We start from the raw sequence: 17485 nt of genomic DNA on the forward strand, positions 1-17485 counted from the left end.
AAACACTGCAAGCCGCCCGCATTCGCGGGCGGCTTTTTTTCGTGTATCGAAATCAGTGACGCGATTGGTAACGTGAACGTTCACGTCCATGTTGATCTATAATTCGCAGATCATCCTGACCGCCGGACCAAAACCGACCGACGCCATGTCCGAAGAACTTCTGACCGTACGCGATGCAGCCGAACGTCTCGGCGTCACGCCCCGCACGCTGAAATATTACGAAGAGCGCGGACTTGTGGTGCCAAGCCGCAGCGAGGGCCGGTACAGGCTGTACGACGCGAACGATCTGGAACGCTTCGGTCGGATTCTACGGCTGAGGTCGCTTGGGTTTTCGCTGCACGGAATTGTCGAGATGCTCAAGCGGCCGCTCGAAAAAACCGAGGCCGGCCAAAACCGTTATTCGCCGGATTCGCTGGCCGAAATCAGGAAAGGCTTGAGGCAACAACTAGATGCCATCGATTCACGCATCGAATCCGTGCGCCGCGAACTCAACGAAGCACAGGCCGTGCGCGCGGAGTTGCGGCTCGACCTGGATTACGTGGAGGCGCGGCTCGCGGGCCACTCCGCCGATGCGCTGCTCGAACATCAATCGAAAGCACGGGCCAGGCCGGGGAGCAAGAAGTAATGAGCGCCCGGGCACCCGTATTTGTGGTCGAGCGGTTGCGCGGCGACTTCTTCCCGTGGATGCTCGCGCTGGTCACCGGCCTCGATTACTTCGACAACGCCATCTTCTCGTTTTTTGCGAGCTACATTGCGGGCGGAATCAACGCATCACCGGATGAACTCGTGTGGTCATCGAGTGCCTACGCGGTCGCCGCCGTCCTCGGGATCCTGCAGCAGCAATGGTGGGTCGACCGGCTCGGGCATCGCCGCTACGTGGCCGGGTGCATGCTGTTCTACGGATGCGGCGCAATACTGTCGGCGCTTACGCAAAACTCGCTCGAACTCATGTTCACGCGCGGGCTTCAAGGCTATTTCATCGGCCCGATGATGGGCGCCTGCCGCATCCTGATCCAGATCAGCTTCACGCCGCAAAAACGCGCCGGCGCAACACGCGCGTTCCTGATGTTGATCGTAGGCAGCAGCGCGATCGCGCCGTTGCTCGGCGGCTGGCTGGTTTCGCATTTCGACTGGCGTGCGCTCTTTGCCTGCACGGCGCCTGTGGCGTTTGCGTTCGCGGGCCTTGCATTGATCGCGCTGCCCGATTCGGGCAATGTTCATCGCGACGAACGGGGTGCCACGCCGTTCTGGCCGTATCTGTTATTCGCATTCGCTCAGGGCGCGCTGCAGATCGTGATGCAACAAGTGCGGTTCGAGCACTTCACCACGTCACCCACGCTCGTCATGCTGACCGCGGCGGGTATTGGCGCCCTCGTGTGGTTTGCATGGCATCAGTGGCATCACCCTGCTCCGCTGGTTCGCCTTCACGCGTTACGAGAACGCTCGTTCCAGATCGGCCTTCTGCTCTACATGCTCTATTACTTCGAGTCCACGGGATTCAGCTATCTGATCGCGCGTTTCCTCGAACAGGGACTCGGCTATCCGGTCGAGAATGCAGGCCGGCTTGTGGGAATTACGTCGCTGATATCGGGGTCCGCGCTGTTTCTCTATTTCAGATACACGAAGTTCGTCACGCGCAAGAAATGGATCATCGTGCCGGGTTTTGCGATTGCAGCGCTCGTTGGATGGCTGATGACGCGCATGTCGCCGGGCGTGGCGCAAATCGACCTCCTTCTGCCGATGCTGCTGCGCGGCCTGTTGCTGCTTTTTATCGTGTTGCCGGTGGCGAATCTCACGTTCAAGATCTTCGCGATCGAGGAATTCACGCATGGTTACCGGCTGAAGAATATCGTGCGGCAGTTGACGCTGTCGTTTGCAACGGCGGCAGTGATAATCGTGGAACAGCACAGGCAGGCGCTGCATGAATCCCGGCTCGCCGAGGCCGTGAATCCGTACAATCCGGAGTTCCAGAACGCCGTAGCCGCGCTGGCGCACGGATTTGCCGCCGCCGGGCATACGGCCGGCGAAGCGCATGCGCTCGCCATCGTGACAATTTCGCGCATGGTCACGCAGCAGGCGAGTTTCCTGGCGTCGCTCGATGGTTTTTACTTCATGATGGGCGTCGCGGTGTGCGGCGGTCTGTTCGCGTTGTGGCAAAAGCAGATTGACTGAATTCGAGAGACTGACACGGACCGCATGGCCAATTTTCTGACTCGCCTCATCGGCGGGAATCGCCGGGAGCGGGCGCTGCGCAAGTACGCGATCGAAGATACGCTCTGGCGCGCGACGCTCGACCGGTTGCCGTTTTTCGGACATCTCGATTCGGGCGATCTCGCGCGCTTGCGGGAGAACACGACGCTGTTTATCGCGGAAAAGGAGTTTTCGACGGCGCACGACCTGCCGCTGACCGACGCGATGATCGTCGCCATCGCCGTACAGGCGTGTTTGCCCGTGCTCAATCTGAGCCTGGAGTTGTATCGCGGATGGGTCGGAGTGATCGTGTATCCGGGCGAATTCGTCATCAGGAAAACGGTGGAGGACGAAGACGGCGTGGTGCACGAGATCGAGCACGACGCCAGCGGCGAAGCGTGGGAAGGCGGCCCGGTGGTGTTGTCGTGGGAAGACGCGCAAATGACCGATGGCGAGGACGCGTACAACGTCGTGATTCATGAGTTTGCGCACAAGATCGACATGCTCAACGGCGAGGCGGACGGGCACCCGCCGCTGTATCGAAAATGGCATGCGCCGCTCGATTCCGCTGCATGGAACGATGTCTTCGATCACGCCTACGATCATTTTTGCGCCCAGGTCGACGCCGTTTCAGATCGCCGATGGTACCGTTTCGAGCGCGAATCCCTGATCGATCCTTATGCTGCCGATCATCCGTCGGAGTTTTTCGCGATATGCAGCGAGGCGCTTTTTGTCAAGCCAGCGGCCTTCGAACGGGTATATCCAGAGTTGTACAGGCTGCTCGCGCGGTATTACCGGCAGGACCCGGCGGGTGTGGGTGCGCTTGCATAAACCCACAGGACGTCGCCCGCAGAAAGCCCGCAAAAACATGCCAAACAACTGATTTTCTGGCATAATCCACGGTTTTCGACCTCAGGCAAGTGGCTCGCGCTCGGAAAAGTTCCACTGGAAGTACCGTCGAGTACTTTGAGCGCATGCAGAGCGGGCTGGCTACCAACAGATACCAAAGGAAATACCATGAAAGAAGGCATTCACCCGAATTACCGCGAAGTGCTGTTCGTCGACATGTCGAACGATTTCAAGTTCGTGACGCGTTCGACCATCAACACGCGCGAAACCGGCGAGTTCGAAGGCGAAGAGTACCCGCTGGCAAAGATCGAAGTGTCGTCGGAATCGCATCCGTTCTACACCGGTCAGCAAAAGATCATGGACACGGCCGGCCGCGTCGAGAAGTTCAACAAGAAGTTCGCAGCGTTCTCGTCGAAGAAGTAATTCACTTGGACTGCAGCACGGCAGGACTGAAGAAAGGCAGCGAAAGCTGCCTTTTTTTTCGCCGCTTTTTCCCATTTTTTCACGGAAAGCCACGCCTGGACGCACCGCAATGACGCGCGCCGCGGCTCCCGTCTACAATGCCGGATTCGTTAAAAATTGCACTAACTAGAAAGTGACGAAAAATCGTCACGAAAACCGCGTGCGTCCGGCATCTCCGTCACGATCCGGCGCCGCCGCCTCGCCCAATCAGTTCTGTTTTCTGTCGCCACCGCATGCGAAATGTCGTCCGCCTGACCGCCTCCGCAACCAGCGCCCTGCCGCGCTGGCTGCTGCTCGCCATATGTATTGTCTACGCGTCGTTTGGCCTGTTTGGCCGCGACCCCTGGAAAAACGAGGACGCGGCGGGTTTCGGCGTGATGTGGACGATGGCCAACGGAGACCTGAAGGACTGGCTCTTGCCGAATCTGGTCGGCAAGGCGCTGACCGCCGATGGTCCCTTCGTCTACTGGTTTGGCGCGGGTTTCATTCGCCTGCTGAGTCCCTGGGTCGATGCCAGCAACGCCTCGCGGGTCGTCACCGGCTTGCTGTTCTGTATTGCGTGCGCATTCGTCTGGTACACGGCCTACCTGCTTGGCCGCCGCGACGAAGCCCAGCCTTTCAAATATGCGTTTGGCGGCGAGCCCGAGCCGCGCGACTATGGCCGCACGCTTGCCGACGGCGCCCTCTTGATCCTGCTCGCCTGCTTCGGCCTCGCCGAGCGCGGCCACGAGACCACGCCGCAGCTTGCGCAGTTCGCCGGCACGGCCATGCTGGTGTACGGCCTCGTGCGCAGTTGCGACAAACCCATTCAGGGCGCGCTCATCTGGGGTGCGGCGATCGGCCTGGTCGGCTTGTCGAGCAGTCCGGTCCTTGTGCTCGCGCTTCTGATCTGCACGCTCGCCATGACGGTGATTGTGCGCGAAGTGCGGCCGTTTTACCTGCTCGTGCTCGGCGTGCCGCTTGCGGTCGTCGTGATCGGCGCATGGGTCTGGCCGGTGCTGCACTTTTTTCCCGACGACGGCGAATGGTGGCTGCGCCAATGGTGGCGCAACAGTTTCGACTCGTTCTCCGGTTCGCCGATCCTCGCGCTTTCCTACGCGTTCAAGAACCTGCCGCTGTTCACCTGGCCGGCATGGCCGCTCGCCATCTGGACCTTCGTGAGCTGGGCGGGACTGCGGCGCTCGCCGCACGTGGCGGTGCCGGTATCGGTGATCGGGCCGTTGCTGGTGCTCGTGATCCTGCAGAGCCATCAGTCGAACCGGCTGTTCATGCTGCTGCTGCCGCCGCTTTCCGTACTCGCCACCTTCGCGCTGCCCACGCTCAAGCGTGGCGCGATCAACGCCATCGACTGGTTCGCGATGCTGAGCTTCACCCTCCTCGCCACCTTCGTCTGGCTGGTCTGGACGGCGGGTCTCTACGGTTTTCCCGCGCCGCTCGCCCGCAATCTCGCGCGGCTCGCACCCGGTTTCCAGCCGGAATTCAAGATCCTCTCGTTCATATGCGCGGTAGCGGTGACGGTGTGCTGGTTCTCGCTCGCGCGTTGGCGGCTTTCGCGGCATCCGAAGGTCTTGTGGCGCAGCGTGGTGCTTTCGAGCGCCGGCACCACCCTGATGTGGGTGCTGCTGATGACACTGTGGCTTCCAGTGGTGAACTACAGCCGGACGTATCGTGACGTGGCGGAGCAGATTGCCGACCACCTTCCGGCCGATTACACGTGCATTTCCCCGGTCCGCCTGGGCGATGCGCAGATCGCGACGTTCGCTTATTTCGGCGGCATGCATTTCGCCTTCGATGAAGACTGCGACGTCATCCTGCGCCAGGACACACAGGATTACGGCGAGCCGTCGTCCATCTCCACGTTTGCATGGAAACTCGTGTGGGAAGGCCGGCGCGTCGCCGACCGCGACGAGCGTTTCCGGCTGTATGTGCGCATCGAGCGGCCTGTTCCGCCGATCAGGCGGCCCGGTCCGAAGGCGCTGCGCCGGAGCGCGAACTGACCATGTGGCCAGACGTACGGAAGATCGCGGCGCTTGCGTGGCCGGTGCTGATCGGACAACTGGCGATCATTGCTTTCGGCGTAATCGATACCGCCATGGTCGGCCGCTTTTCCGCCACCGACCTGGCCGCGCTCGGCCTGGGTTCATCGATATACATTTCCGTCTACATTGGCCTGACCGGCATTCTCACCGCCTTGCAGCCCATCGCCGGACAACTGTTCGGCGCGCGGCAGGAAGCGGAGATCGGCGAGGAAGTGCGCCAGGCGTTGTGGCTCGCGGCGGTGTTGTCGGTGATTGGCTTCGTCTGCCTGTATTTTCCGCAACCGCTCCTGAGCATCGCCGATGCCCCGCCAGCGCTTCATGAACGCACCCTCTCCTATTTGCGCATTCTCTCGCTGGGTTTGCCCGCGAGTCTCGCGTTTCGCGTCTACAGTTCGCTCGCCAACGCGCTCGGCAAGCCGCGCCTCGTAATGTTCCTGCAAATCGGCGCGCTCGTGCTGAAAGTGCCGCTCAACCTGTGGTTCATTTTCGGCGGTTTCGGCATGCCGGCGCTGGGCGGCCCGGGCTGCGCCATCGCGAGTACGCTGATCAACTGGCTGATTGCGATCGTCGGACTGACGGTCCTCGTGCGCGTCGAGTTCTTCCGGCCGCTCGGCATCTTTTCGCGCTTTTGCTGGCCGGTGTGGCAACGTCAAAAGGCGCTGCTCAAACTCGGCATTCCGATGGGTTTGTCCTATCTCATCGAAGTGACGTCGTACACGTTCATGGCGCTGTTCATCTCGCACTTCGGCACAACCACGCTTGCCGGTCATCAGATCACGGGCAATATTGGCGCGGTGCTCTACATGACTCCGCTTTCCATTGGCGTGGCTTCGGCCACGTTGGTCTCGCAGGCGCTCGGCGCGCAACGTTTCGATGCCGCCCGCTCCCTCGCGCGCCACGGCATTGCGCTCTCATGCGCAATTGCGTGCGTGTACGGCATCGTGCTGTTCGCGCTGCGGCCGTACGTGCTGATGGCTTACACGCCGGATGCACAGGTGATCGCCGCAGCCATGCCGCTGCTCGCGATCGTCGTGTTCTATCACCTCTTCGACGCCCTCCAGATCACCACGGCGTTCGTGCTGCGAGCCTACAAGGTCGCGGTCGTGCCAACGGTCATCTACGCCGTTGCGCTGTGGGGAATCGGGCTGGGCGGCGGTTATCTGCTCGGCTTCAACGTAGGCGGATTTGCGCCGCCGTGGCTGCAAGGCGCGCGCGGCTTCTGGGTCGCGAATTCGGCGAGCCTGGGCGTGGCGGGCGTCGGACTGTTTCTCTATTGGCGCAAAGTGAGCCGGCGGCATATCGCCTGATGCGCAACACCGCGCATTCAATGCAAACAATCTGAGAATTCTTGTCGCGCGATGGAAACAACGGGCAAGGATGACGTAATGCTCCGGTAAAATCGCCAGCGATTTTGGCCATCCTGGAGCGTAATCGATGATCGGCGTCATAAAAAAACGAACATGGCCGCTGGCTTCGGCCGTCGCTGTCGCATTGGTGGCAACGGGATTTCTTGGTGCCACGCATCGCGCCGACGCCGCCCGCACGGTAAGCGTTTCGCCGCAAGGCAAGGTGACGCAGGTGCGGCAGGTGGTGGTCAAGTTCGACGAAGCCATGACCGCGTTTGGCGACGCGGCCGCGAAACCGCCGGCCCAGGTACATTGCAGCGGCGGCGCGTCGGCTGGCTCGGCCCATTGGATCGACAGTAAGACGTGGGCCTACGATTTCAATCAGGACCTGAGTCCCGGCATGCGCTGCTCGGTGACACTCGCCGACGGCCTCAAATCCAGCACCGGCAATGCGCTCACCGGACCGCGCGAGTATCGATTTGAAACGGGCGGCCCGTTCGTCCTCGGCGTCATGCCGAGCTACGGCGAAATAGAAGAAAACCAGTTCTTCGTGCTGCGCCTGAACGGCCCTGCAACCGAAGCATCGGCGCTGCAAAACATCTGGTGCGAATCGAACGGATTGGGTAACCGCATTCCCGTGAAATCCGTCGACACCACGTCGCGCACAGCGCTTCTCAAGCACTTCCATCTCGAGAAAGACAGCGCACGCGTCCTCACGCTTGCTTGCCAGCAGACCTTGCCGTCGGCGACCAAGATGCAACTCGTGTACGGCCGTGGCGTAACAGGTCCGAGCGGTCTAGCGAACGACGTGGAAAAGCGCTTCGACTTCGATGTCCGCGAACCCTTCACCGCGAGTTTCTCGTGCGAACGCGAAAACGCAAAAGCGCCTTGCACGCCGTTGCGTCCGCTGCGGATTCGTTTCAGTTCGCCCGTGCCGCGCGCCGACGCCGCGAAGATCACGCTGCATGGCCCGGGCGGCAATGCAGCACCGAAATTCGATCCAGACGAAAAAGACAGCGAAATCAGCACGGTCGAGTTCGCGGCGCCGTTGCCGGAACACGCAGATTTATCAATCGAATTGCCAAATGGATTGAAGGACGCGAGCGGCCGCGCGTTGTCCAATGCGGATCTCTTTCCGCTGAAAACCGCAACCGCGCCCATGCCGCCGCTTGCGAAGTTTTCATCGTCCACGTTCGGGATCATCGAGCGCTTCGCCGAGCCGAACATGCCCGCCATGTTGCCGGTCACGCTGCGCCACGTGGAAGCCGACCTGAAGGTCAGCGGATTGAACGCGGGCGCATCGAGCGTGACCGAGTTGCGTGTGGACGCGGACACGGATATTCGCCGATGGATGAAGACCGTCGACCGGTTCGACGGCTTCTCCATGCCGGTCTCGCAAATCGAAGAGGACATGCCGCAGGCGCTTCACACCGGTATCAAGCCGGTCTACGCGCCGGGCAGCACGGCAAAAAATCCGCAAATCGATATCCGCTCGCTGTCCCTGCTCGCAAAGCAGCCGGGCGTCGAGACCTTGAGCGTGCCGCAAGCTGATCCGAAGTCCTTGCGGCCGTTCGAAGTGGTCGGCATCCCGCTCGCGAAACCGGGCTTTTATGTGGTCGAACTGGCGTCGCCGGCGCTTGGGGCGTCGCTGCTTGGCAAGCCGCAAGCCATGTATGTGCGCACGTCCGTTCTGGTCACGAACCTTGGCGTGCACTTCAAGCAGGGACGCGAGAACAGCATTGTCTGGGTGACGGCGCTCGACAGCGGCAAATCCGTGCCCAACGCGCAAGTCCGCGTGAGCGATTGCAACGGCGCCCAGATCGCCGAGGCGAAAACGGATGCGCAAGGCATCGCGACAATCAACAAACCGCTCGCGGCGCTCAACGACTGCAATGAAAATAGTCTTGATTGGTCGGGATTTTTCGTATCGGCGCGTGTGGATGATCCGAAGACCGGACCCGACATGGCGTTCGTGCGCTCGGACTGGAATCGCGGCATCGAGAACTGGCGTTTCAATGTCCCGACCGACATGAGCCGCGATCACACCACGCGCGCCACGACCGTGTTCGACCGGACACTCTTGCGCGCGGGCGAAACGGTGTCCATGAAGCATCTGATGCGCGAGGAAACGCTCGGCGGTTTTGCATTCCCGGCGCATATGCCATCGCGCGTGACGATCCGGCATCTGGGCAGCGGCCAGACTTATCGCCTGCCGCTCAAATGGACCGCCGATCACAGCGCGGATTCCACCTTTCCCATTCCCGCCGCGGCGAAGCTCGGCGAATACAGCGTGACGCTGGACGATGGCAAGGTCGACGCCAGCGACGACGATTCCGCGTCCAGTTCCATGAGCATCGATACAGGCAGTTTCCGCGTCGAAGAATTCCGTCTTCCGGTGTTCAAGGGATCAATCGGGATACGCGACCAGAAAACCGGCGCGCTCGTGGCGGCGAAGGAAGCGCCGCTCGCGGTGCAGATTGAATATGTGTCGGGTGGACCGGCGTCGAACCTGCCTGTGCAAATATCGGCGTTGATGAAAGACGCATCGCCGCCGTTCGCTTCGCAGTTCGAATCGTTCAGTTTCGCGCCTTATAAAAAGCCTGCCGACGACGGCGCCAGCGCGCCCGCAACCCAGGGCGACGACGACAATTCCGGCTTGCAGGAAGACACATCGACAGCCAAACTCGTCGCCGATAAAACCGCGCTCACACTCGACCGCAATGGCGCGGGAACGCTGACGCTCAAGTCGCTTCCGGTGGTCGAAGCGCCGAAACGGCTGGCGCTGGAAGCGACCTTCGCCGACCCGAACGGCGAGATCCAGACATTGCGCGGCGACGCCACGCTCTGGCCCGCCGAGGTTGCCGTGGGCATCAAGGCGGGAGATTGGGTATCGGTTGGGAACGCGGTGCCGGTCCAGGCGCTTGCCGTCGATTTGCAGGGCAAGCCGAGAGCAGGCGTTGCACTGGAAATCCGCGGCGTCGCGCGCACCATGACGAGTTCGCGCAAGCGCATGGTCGGCGGTTTCTACGCCTACGACAACCACACGGAAACCAAAGACCTGGGGACGCTGTGCAGCGGCAAGAGCGACGACCACGGCCTGCTTTCCTGCGATGCAAAACTCAAGGAAGCCGGCAACGTGGATTTGATCGCGGTCGCGAAAGACGGCGATGGACGCGTGGCCAACGCGACCACGTCGGTGTGGGTGACGCGCGAAGACCAGCTCTGGTTCGGCGGCGAAAATACGGACCGCATTGACGTGTTGCCCGAGAAAACCAGCTACGAACCCGGCGAAACCGCGCGCTTCCAGGTACGCATGCCGTTCCGTTTCGCGACCGCGCTCGTTGCCGTGGAGCGCGAAGGCATTGTGGAAACGAAGGTCGTGGAACTCGATGGCAGGAATCCGACTATCGAATTAAAGGTGAAGGATACGTGGGGGCCGAACGTGTACGTCTCGGTACTTGCGATTCGCGGGCGGATTCACGAAGTGCCCTGGTATTCGTTCTTCACCTGGGGCTGGAAATCGCCGCTCGACTGGGCGCACGCATTCTGGTACGAAGGCCGGCAATATGAAGCGCCAACGCCGCTCGTCGATTTGTCGAAGCCGGCTTTCCGATACGGCCTGGGCGAAATCAAGGTCGGCACGGCCACGCACAAGCTTGGCGTGACGGTCACGCCCGACGCAAAGTCGTATGCCGTGCGCTCGAAGGCCCACGTCAAGGTCCGCGTGAGCTTGCCCGGCGGCAAACCCGCGCCTGCTGGCACGCAAATCGCGCTCGCCGCGGTGGATGAAGCCCTGCTCGAACTCATGCCGAACGAAAGCTGGAACGTGCTCGACGCCATGCTGCAACGGCGCGCGTATGGCGTCGAGACATCGACGGCGCAAATGGAGATCATCGGGCGCCGGCATTTTGGACGCAAGGCCGTGCCCGCAGGCGGCGGCGGCGGACATAGCGCGACGCGCGAACTCTTCGATACGCTCTTGCTCTGGAACCCGCGCGTCACCTTGGATGCAAACGGCGAGGCCACCGTCGACGTGCCTTTGAACGATGCGTTGACGAGTTTCCGTATCGTTGCAATAGCGGCCGTCGGCGCGGGGCAATTCGGGACGGGAAGCGCATCGATACGCAGCACGCAGGACCTGCAACTGATCTCGGGCTTGCCGCCGCTCGTGCGCGTGGGCGACCAGTTCCGCGCCCTCTTCACGCTGCGTAACACGACCGCGCGCAGCATGCAGGTCGTGGTCACGCCGAACGTGCCTTCACTCGACCTGAAGGCGCAGACGGTGGAGCTTGGGCCGGATTCATCGAAGGAAATCGCCTGGGACGTGAAAACGCCGGACGCGATCGGGCTCGCGGCAACCGGCGCGTTGAACTGGCAAGTGAACGCGGCCGAGCAAGGCGGTCCGAAAGCCGCCGACGCGATCAAGCTCACGCAACGCGTCGTGGCGGCCATTCCCGTGACCGTTCAACAGGCGACCATCACGCAAGTCGATGGCGCTTACACCTTGCCGGTCGCGCCGCCGGAGACGGCGGTGGCATCGGCCGATGGTCAGATCCGCGGCGGCATTGCGGTGACTTTGCAGCCCAAACTCGCCGATGGCTTGCCAGGCGTGCGCCGCTGGTTCGAACGTTATCCGTATAGTTGCCTCGAGCAGCAGACATCGCGTTCGCTTGGACTCGACGATCTCGCGCAATGGCAAACCGTGATTTCGCGCATGCCGTCGTATCTGGATAGCGACGGGCTCGCGAACTACTTCCCGCCCGCCGACGATTCACGTGCCTACGGCAGTCCGGCTTTGTCGGCGTATCTGCTTGCTGTCAGCGACGAAGCTTCGAAAGCGGATCGCCGCTACGCCCTGCCCGACGATCTGCGCGACAGGCTCGCGGGCGCGCTGACGAACTTCGTGGAAGGCAAGATCCAGCGCACGTTCTGGTCGCCGCGCCAGGATCTGGATTTCGTGAAGCTCTCGGCAATCGAGGCGTTGTCGCGGTATGGGCTCGCCGAACCGCGCATGCTCGGCTCGATCACGATTGCGCCGAACCAGTGGCCCACGTCCGCGCTGCTCGATTACTACGCGATCCTTTCGCGGGTGAACGGCATTGCGCAACGCGACGACCAGCGCGCGCAAGTCGATCAGATCCTGCGCGCGAGAATGACGTATTCGGGCACGCGCCTGACCTTCTCGACCGCCGCCGATGACGACCTTTACTGGCTCATGACTGGCCCGGAAACGAACGCGGCGCGCATGGCGTTGCTTTTCGCCGATAACCCGTCGTGGAAGGACGAAATGCCCCGGCTGATCGGCGGATTGCTTGCATTGCAGAAGAACGGCGCGTGGGACACCACGACATCGAATCTGTGGGGCAAGCTTGCCGTCGAGCGCTTCTCGCGCGTATTCGAAAGCACGCCGGTTGCGGGACAAACGAAAATTGCGCTCGGCGGAGTCGAGAAAGCCATCGACTGGAATACGCCCGCCGTGCCTGCTTCGGCCGCTTCGGTCGCCACTCCGCGCAGCGTGACGTTGCCGTGGAGTTCCGGCGCGCTGAACCTCACGCAGGACGGCAGCGGAAAACCCTGGGCGACCATCGAAAGCCTTGCGGCCGTTGCGCTGAAGGCACCGTTCGCCGCGGGTTACCGGATCACCAAGACCATCACGCCGCTCAATCCCGCCGTGAAAGGCACGCTTTCGCGCGGCGACATTGTGCGCGTGCATCTGGATATCGATGCCCAAAGCGACATGACGTGGGTCGTCGTGAACGATCCGGTTCCGGCAGGCGCAACGATTCTCGGCTCGGGTCTTGGCCGCGATTCGGAAGCCGCGACCGAAGGCGAAAAGAGTCCGCAAGGTGCATGGCCGGCGTTCGCGGAACGGGGTTTCGATGGATATCGCGCGTACTACGACTATCTGCCGAAGGGAAAACTGGCGGTGGAATATACGGTCCGCCTGAATAACGCGGGCACGTTCGGCTTGCCGCCAACGCGCGTGGAAGCGCTGTACGCGCCATCTGTCTTCGGCGCGATTCCGAATGCAACCGTGGTCGTCGCGCCGCTTGCCGCCGCCAAATAAGCCCATGAGATAAGCCGATGAAACGCGCCGCTCTCGCTCTTCTCGGATGCATGCTCGCCGGCTCGGCTTACGCAATGCCGAGCTTCGACGAAGTGCGCTCGGGCTGGCGCAGTTCCGATTGGGTGCTGCTTGGCCGCGATGGCGAGCCGCTGCAGCGCACGCGCATCGATACAAAGGAGCGGCGCGGCGACTGGGTCGCGTTGCAGGATGTATCGCCGGCGTTGCGCGAGGCGATTGTCGTTTCGGAGGACAAGCGGTTCTACGAGCATAGCGGTGTCGACTGGCGTGGCGCCGCTGCCGCCGCGTGGGCGAACCTGTGGAATACGCGCACGCGCGGCGCGTCGACGGTGACCATGCAACTGACCGGTTTGATCGATGACGATCGCCAGCCAGGCCGAAGATCGGTTACCGAAAAAGCGACGCAAACGGTCGGCGCGTTGTGGCTCGACCACGCGTGGCGCAAGGATCAAATTCTCGAGGCGTATCTCAATCTCGTGCCGTTTCGCGGTGAAATTGTCGGCTTGTCCGCTTTATCGCAGACGTTGTTTGGCAAGCTGCCTTCTGGATTGAACGAGCGTGAGGCGGCGCTTACGGCCGCGCTCGTGCGCGCGCCGAATGCGAATTACGCGAAGGTATCGGCGCGTGCGTGCGGGATCTTGCGCGACATGAAACGGCCAAAGTCATCGACGGCGGACCCGTGCATGAACCTCGACAGCTACGTTCAATTGACGTTGACGCACACGGCGTCGGCAGCGCAACGCCCGTCCGATTCGGAATCGCTCGCGCCGCACTTCGCGCGCCGTATTGCAAGCGAAGTCCATCCGCAAGCCGGCGCGCGTATTTCATCCACGCTCGATACACGCCTTCAGCGCTTCGCCCGCGATACGCTCGCGCGCACCTTGCTCGAACTCAACGCGCGCGCGCATCAACGCAACGTGCACGACGGCGCGGTCATCGTCATGGACAACCGCAGCGGCGAGATTCTCGCGTGGGTCGGCTCGGCGGGCGGTTTGTCGAATGCGCCGGAAGTCGATGCGGTTCTCGCATTGCGTCAGGCCGGATCGACGTTGAAGCCGTTTTTATACGCTAAGGCCATCGATGAAAAGCGTCTCACGCCGGCAACCTTGCTCGACGACGCCCCGCTCGATCTCGCCACCGGCGGCGGCCTGTATATCCCGCAAAATTACGATCACGATTTCAAGGGTTGGGTGAGCATGCGCACGGCGCTGGGGTCGTCATTGAATGTGCCCGCGGTGCGCACGCTCGTGATGGTCACGCCGCACAAGTTCGCGAAGACCCTCGTGTCACTCGGCTTGCCGCTCACGCAAGCCGGCGATTACTACGGCTTCAGCCTCGCGCTGGGCAGCGCCGACGTGACGCTCGTCTCGCTTGCAAACGCGTATCGCACGCTGGCTAACGGCGGTCTCGCCGGACCCATGTTCGATCTCCCCGCGCATGCGTCCGCTGTACCGAACAAGCGCATTTTCAGCCCGCAGGCGAGCTTTATCGTGACCAACATTCTCGCCGACAACAACGCCCGCACCCGCACATTCGGCTTTGACAGCGTGCTCGCCACGCGCTTTTTCAGCGCCGTGAAAACCGGCACGAGCAAGGACATGCGCGATAACTGGGCGGTCGGGTACACGTCGCGCAACACGGTCGGGGTGTGGGTCGGCAACGCCGACGGCGCGCCAATGTGGGACGTCTCCGGCGTGACCGGCGCGGCGCCCGTGTGGGCGGCGGTCGTCAATTACCTGCATCGGCACACGGCGAGCTCCGCTCCTACAGCGCCTGCGGGCGTGGTGCGCATGAAGATCGTGTATCAGAACGATATAGAGCCGGCGCGCGATGACTGGTTTCTAAGCGGGACCGAGATGTCGCGGATCGCGTTATCGGCGAATGCGGAAGGAGCCGCGCCCGGCAAAGGCACGGTCAACGGCGGTGCGGCGCGGATCGCCACGCCGACTGACGGCACGATCTTCGCGCTCGATCCGGATATTCCCGCCTCCCGCCAGCGCGTCTGGTTCGAAAGCGGACAAGGCGCGTCCTCGGGCAGTGCATGGCGTCTGGACGGCAAGCCGGCCGGGCGCGCGCAACGCATGGCGTGGCTGCCGTGGCCTGGACATCACACATTGGAACTTATCGATAAACGCGGCGAAGTGGTCGATTCGGTGAAATTCGAGGTGCGCGGCGCATTTGCAAAGACCAGGACGAAGGGCTGAAACACGTGGACAAGATAGATGGCCCAAGTTAATCGCCACGACATTCAGAAACTGTTAAATCTTGCCGGAAACTTCCTTATCCGCCACGCCACTGGCGATAATTGCCACAGAGAAGCGAAACGTCGCGGGGCAAGCGGTTCGACGGCAAAATAATAGCCGGCCCTGTTGTCAAAATTAATGCTGCCCGGGCTAATCGGCCTTCTCCGCCGTTATCCTGACGATCGTTTTGTCCTATGCTAGTTGGACTTTCTGGCCAAGCTTCCAGTAAAGTCGTGACGGCTACCGCGACACTGATTTCTCCTTTTTGCTTTTAACCTGGAGCACTTGTCATGCTTAAAAAGCTGTTGATGCTGTTTCTGGTCTTCTCGTTGTCGATTGGCGCCGCATTCGCGGCCACTGACGTGAACACCGCGGATCAATCCTCGCTCGAAGCCATCAAAGGGCTGGGGCCGGTGAAGTCGAAAGCGATCATCGACGAACGGACTGCGAACGGTCCGTTCAAGGACGCCGACGATCTCGCCAGTCGTGTGAAAGGGCTTGGCACGAAGTCCGTGACGCATCTGGAGGAAGCCGGTTTGACCATCGGCGGCTCATCCGCGCCGCCAACCGGCGCGAAGCCCGCCGCGAACAAAACGCCTGTCACGAGCACGAGCGCTGCGCCGGGTAAATCGACAGTGAAGTCGTCGGCTGCTGCAACGGCCGCCACTTCGCCCGCCGCGACGACCGCCACTACGCCCGCGGTCACGCCGGATGCGGCCTCGGCTCCGAAGGGCAGAAAATCGAAGAAAGCAAAAGCGGCGGACGCTGCAAGCAGCTCTACCACTACAACCGCCGACGCGGCATCTGGCGCGAGCGGCGCCAAGGCGTCGAAGAAGTCAAAGAAGAAGAAAGCCGCGAGCGACGCGGCAGCAACCTGAGGACAGCGACGCATTGACGCGCGTTTGAGCCTTGACGCAACGAGCGTGTCATTCGTGCAATGGCCACCGGCACAACGTTCGAAATCAAGCCTCGAAATCAGGCGCGCTCAGGTCGCCATGCAGCAGAACAACCGCCGTCCTGCGGGACGGCGCCTTCTTCGCCCGGCAAGCAACGGCAACACAACCGCCGGGCGATATCAACCCGTACTGCTTTTGAGAGAGACAGCCATGAGCCTACTCGATACCCTCGCCTCCTCGTTTGGCAAATCGTCACCGGAAGGTGGCGGCGCAGCACCGGCCGGTCTGGTCGCCATAGCAATGGAATTCATCAACAACCAGCCGGGTGGCCTGACCGGACTGATCCAGCGCTTCCATGAAAACGGCGCGGGCGATGTTGTCTCGTCATGGATCGGTCATGGCGAAAACAAGCCGATCAGCTCCGACACCCTGACTAACGTGCTCGGCTCGGGCGCGGTCACGGACCTCGCGCAAAAAGCGGGCGTGTCGGGCGACCAGTTGAGCGGCATGCTGGCAGCAGTGCTGCCGCATCTCGTGGACAAGGCCACGCCCAACGGCGAAGTGCCGGCAGACGGCAAGCTCGATCTGACGAGCGTGCTGGGTTCGCTGGGTGGTCTGGGCGCACTGGGCGGATTGCTTGGCAAAGGCGAAGAACCGAAGGCCTGATCGGTCTGCTTGACGCTTGATGCAGGAAAAAGGGGCAACGGAGTGATCCGTTGCCCCTTTTCACATCAGTGCTTGTAGCCTTGGCGCGCGAGCAGCTTCCAGCTATTGCCGTACTTCTTCCACACCATCAGTTGATCGAGTTCGACGTCGGTCTGTTTGCCTCCGCTTTCCACCGTTGTCGAAAAATGATCCCGGACAATGGCGTTATCGCCGGCGAGTGTGGTGCTCGGCTGAGTCAGATCGATGCGCTTGTAGTGCGTCTGACCGCTCGTGATCGTCTCGATATAAACCTGCTGGTTCTGGACCGTGGCGTTCGAATGTCCATAACTCAATGTGGGCGTGGTCAGTGCCTTCAGTTCGGCGCCGTTGCCGGCGATCATTGCCGCGTGCAGACGCTGGACGGCCGAGTCCAGGGATGCCTGATCGCTGGTTTTGGCGTACACGTTCACCGAGCCGACACACGCAATAGCCGCCACCAACAACAATTTGATTTTTTTCATGTAGAAGTCAGGTTGGTTTATTGAACAGACGTCCTATAACTATCGCCTTAAATTAATTCGAAGGTGGCTTATTTTTACTCCAATTTAGATATGACGTCAGATAACTCAGCCCAGATTATCACGATGTCCTAGTGTCGCTAAACGGGGTAAACCCAAAGCCCTTCCTGATCCGGACAAAAAAACGCCCGATGAATATCACCGGGCGCTCT

General features: G+C 61.5%; 11 protein-coding genes. 10 read left to right on the forward strand and 1 reads right to left on the reverse strand.

Going from position 1 to position 17485, the window contains the following annotated elements:
- The first annotated feature begins 88 nt into the window (after positions 1–88).
- From AWB64_RS15550 to AWB64_RS15595, 10 genes are all read left to right on the forward strand, one after another.
- Positions 89–625 carry a MerR family transcriptional regulator gene (locus AWB64_RS15550; protein WP_060856305.1) on the forward strand — a complete coding sequence of 179 codons (537 nt, stop codon included), beginning with the start codon at positions 89–91 and terminating at the stop codon, positions 623–625.
- Positions 625–2172 carry an MFS transporter gene (locus AWB64_RS15555; protein ID WP_060856306.1) on the forward strand — a complete coding sequence of 516 codons (1548 nt, stop codon included), beginning with the start codon at positions 625–627 and terminating at the stop codon, positions 2170–2172. The genes AWB64_RS15550 and AWB64_RS15555 overlap by 1 nt, the downstream gene beginning before the upstream one ends.
- Positions 2173–2196: 24 nt before the next feature.
- A complete protein-coding gene (locus tag AWB64_RS15560) occupies positions 2197–3021 on the forward strand; it encodes a M90 family metallopeptidase (protein ID WP_060856307.1) in 825 nt (274 codons plus the stop codon).
- Between the two features lie 186 nt (positions 3022–3207).
- Positions 3208–3462 (forward strand): type B 50S ribosomal protein L31, encoded by a 255-nt coding sequence (locus tag AWB64_RS15565; protein ID WP_060856308.1) that lies wholly within the window; start codon positions 3208–3210, stop codon positions 3460–3462.
- Positions 3463–3734: 272 nt separating this feature from the next.
- Positions 3735–5498 carry an ArnT family glycosyltransferase gene (locus AWB64_RS15570; RefSeq protein WP_060856309.1) on the forward strand — a complete coding sequence of 588 codons (1764 nt, stop codon included), beginning with the start codon at positions 3735–3737 and terminating at the stop codon, positions 5496–5498.
- Positions 5499–5500: 2 nt separating this feature from the next.
- On the forward strand, positions 5501–6847 hold the full coding sequence (locus tag AWB64_RS15575; RefSeq protein WP_060856310.1) for an MATE family efflux transporter: 1347 nt from the start codon (positions 5501–5503) through the stop codon (positions 6845–6847).
- Between the two features lie 127 nt (positions 6848–6974).
- Positions 6975–12953 (forward strand): Ig-like domain-containing alpha-2-macroglobulin family protein, encoded by a 5979-nt coding sequence (locus tag AWB64_RS15580; protein ID WP_060856311.1) that lies wholly within the window; start codon positions 6975–6977, stop codon positions 12951–12953.
- 17 nt (positions 12954–12970) lie between these two features.
- The gene (pbpC, locus tag AWB64_RS15585) at positions 12971–15175 is read left to right on the forward strand and encodes a penicillin-binding protein 1C (protein ID WP_060856312.1); all 2205 of its coding nucleotides are present in this window, start codon (positions 12971–12973) and stop codon (positions 15173–15175) included.
- Between the two features lie 329 nt (positions 15176–15504).
- The gene (locus AWB64_RS15590) at positions 15505–16092 is read left to right on the forward strand and encodes a ComEA family DNA-binding protein (protein WP_060856313.1); all 588 of its coding nucleotides are present in this window, start codon (positions 15505–15507) and stop codon (positions 16090–16092) included.
- 228 nt (positions 16093–16320) lie between these two features.
- Positions 16321–16776, forward strand: coding sequence for a YidB family protein (locus tag AWB64_RS15595; RefSeq protein ID WP_060856359.1), 456 nt, complete (start codon positions 16321–16323; stop codon positions 16774–16776).
- 65 nt (positions 16777–16841) lie between these two features.
- Here the strand turns inward: AWB64_RS15595 and AWB64_RS15600 are convergent, their stop codons facing one another.
- The gene (locus tag AWB64_RS15600) at positions 16842–17276 is read right to left on the reverse strand and encodes a nuclear transport factor 2 family protein (RefSeq protein WP_060856314.1); all 435 of its coding nucleotides are present in this window, start codon (positions 17274–17276) and stop codon (positions 16842–16844) included.
- Positions 17277–17485 lie beyond the last annotated feature (209 nt).

It is taken from the genome of Caballeronia sordidicola (genome assembly GCF_001544455.2).
GTDB classification, from domain to species: domain Bacteria; phylum Pseudomonadota; class Gammaproteobacteria; order Burkholderiales; family Burkholderiaceae; genus Caballeronia; species Caballeronia sordidicola.

Coding starts and splice junctions, on each gene's coding strand:
- AWB64_RS15550 (WP_060856305.1), top strand. CDS start 89: ATGTTGATCTATAATTCGCAGATCATCCTGACCGCCGGACCAAAACCG.
- AWB64_RS15555 (WP_060856306.1), top strand. CDS start 625: ATGAGCGCCCGGGCACCCGTATTTGTGGTCGAGCGGTTGCGCGGCGAC.
- AWB64_RS15560 (WP_060856307.1), top strand. CDS start 2,197: ATGGCCAATTTTCTGACTCGCCTCATCGGCGGGAATCGCCGGGAGCGG.
- AWB64_RS15565 (WP_060856308.1), top strand. CDS start 3,208: ATGAAAGAAGGCATTCACCCGAATTACCGCGAAGTGCTGTTCGTCGAC.
- AWB64_RS15570 (WP_060856309.1), top strand. CDS start 3,735: ATGCGAAATGTCGTCCGCCTGACCGCCTCCGCAACCAGCGCCCTGCCG.
- AWB64_RS15575 (WP_060856310.1), top strand. CDS start 5,501: ATGTGGCCAGACGTACGGAAGATCGCGGCGCTTGCGTGGCCGGTGCTG.
- AWB64_RS15580 (WP_060856311.1), top strand. CDS start 6,975: ATGATCGGCGTCATAAAAAAACGAACATGGCCGCTGGCTTCGGCCGTC.
- pbpC (WP_060856312.1), top strand. CDS start 12,971: ATGAAACGCGCCGCTCTCGCTCTTCTCGGATGCATGCTCGCCGGCTCG.
- AWB64_RS15590 (WP_060856313.1), top strand. CDS start 15,505: ATGCTTAAAAAGCTGTTGATGCTGTTTCTGGTCTTCTCGTTGTCGATT.
- AWB64_RS15595 (WP_060856359.1), top strand. CDS start 16,321: ATGAGCCTACTCGATACCCTCGCCTCCTCGTTTGGCAAATCGTCACCG.
- AWB64_RS15600 (WP_060856314.1), bottom strand. CDS start 17,276: ATGAAAAAAATCAAATTGTTGTTGGTGGCGGCTATTGCGTGTGTCGGC.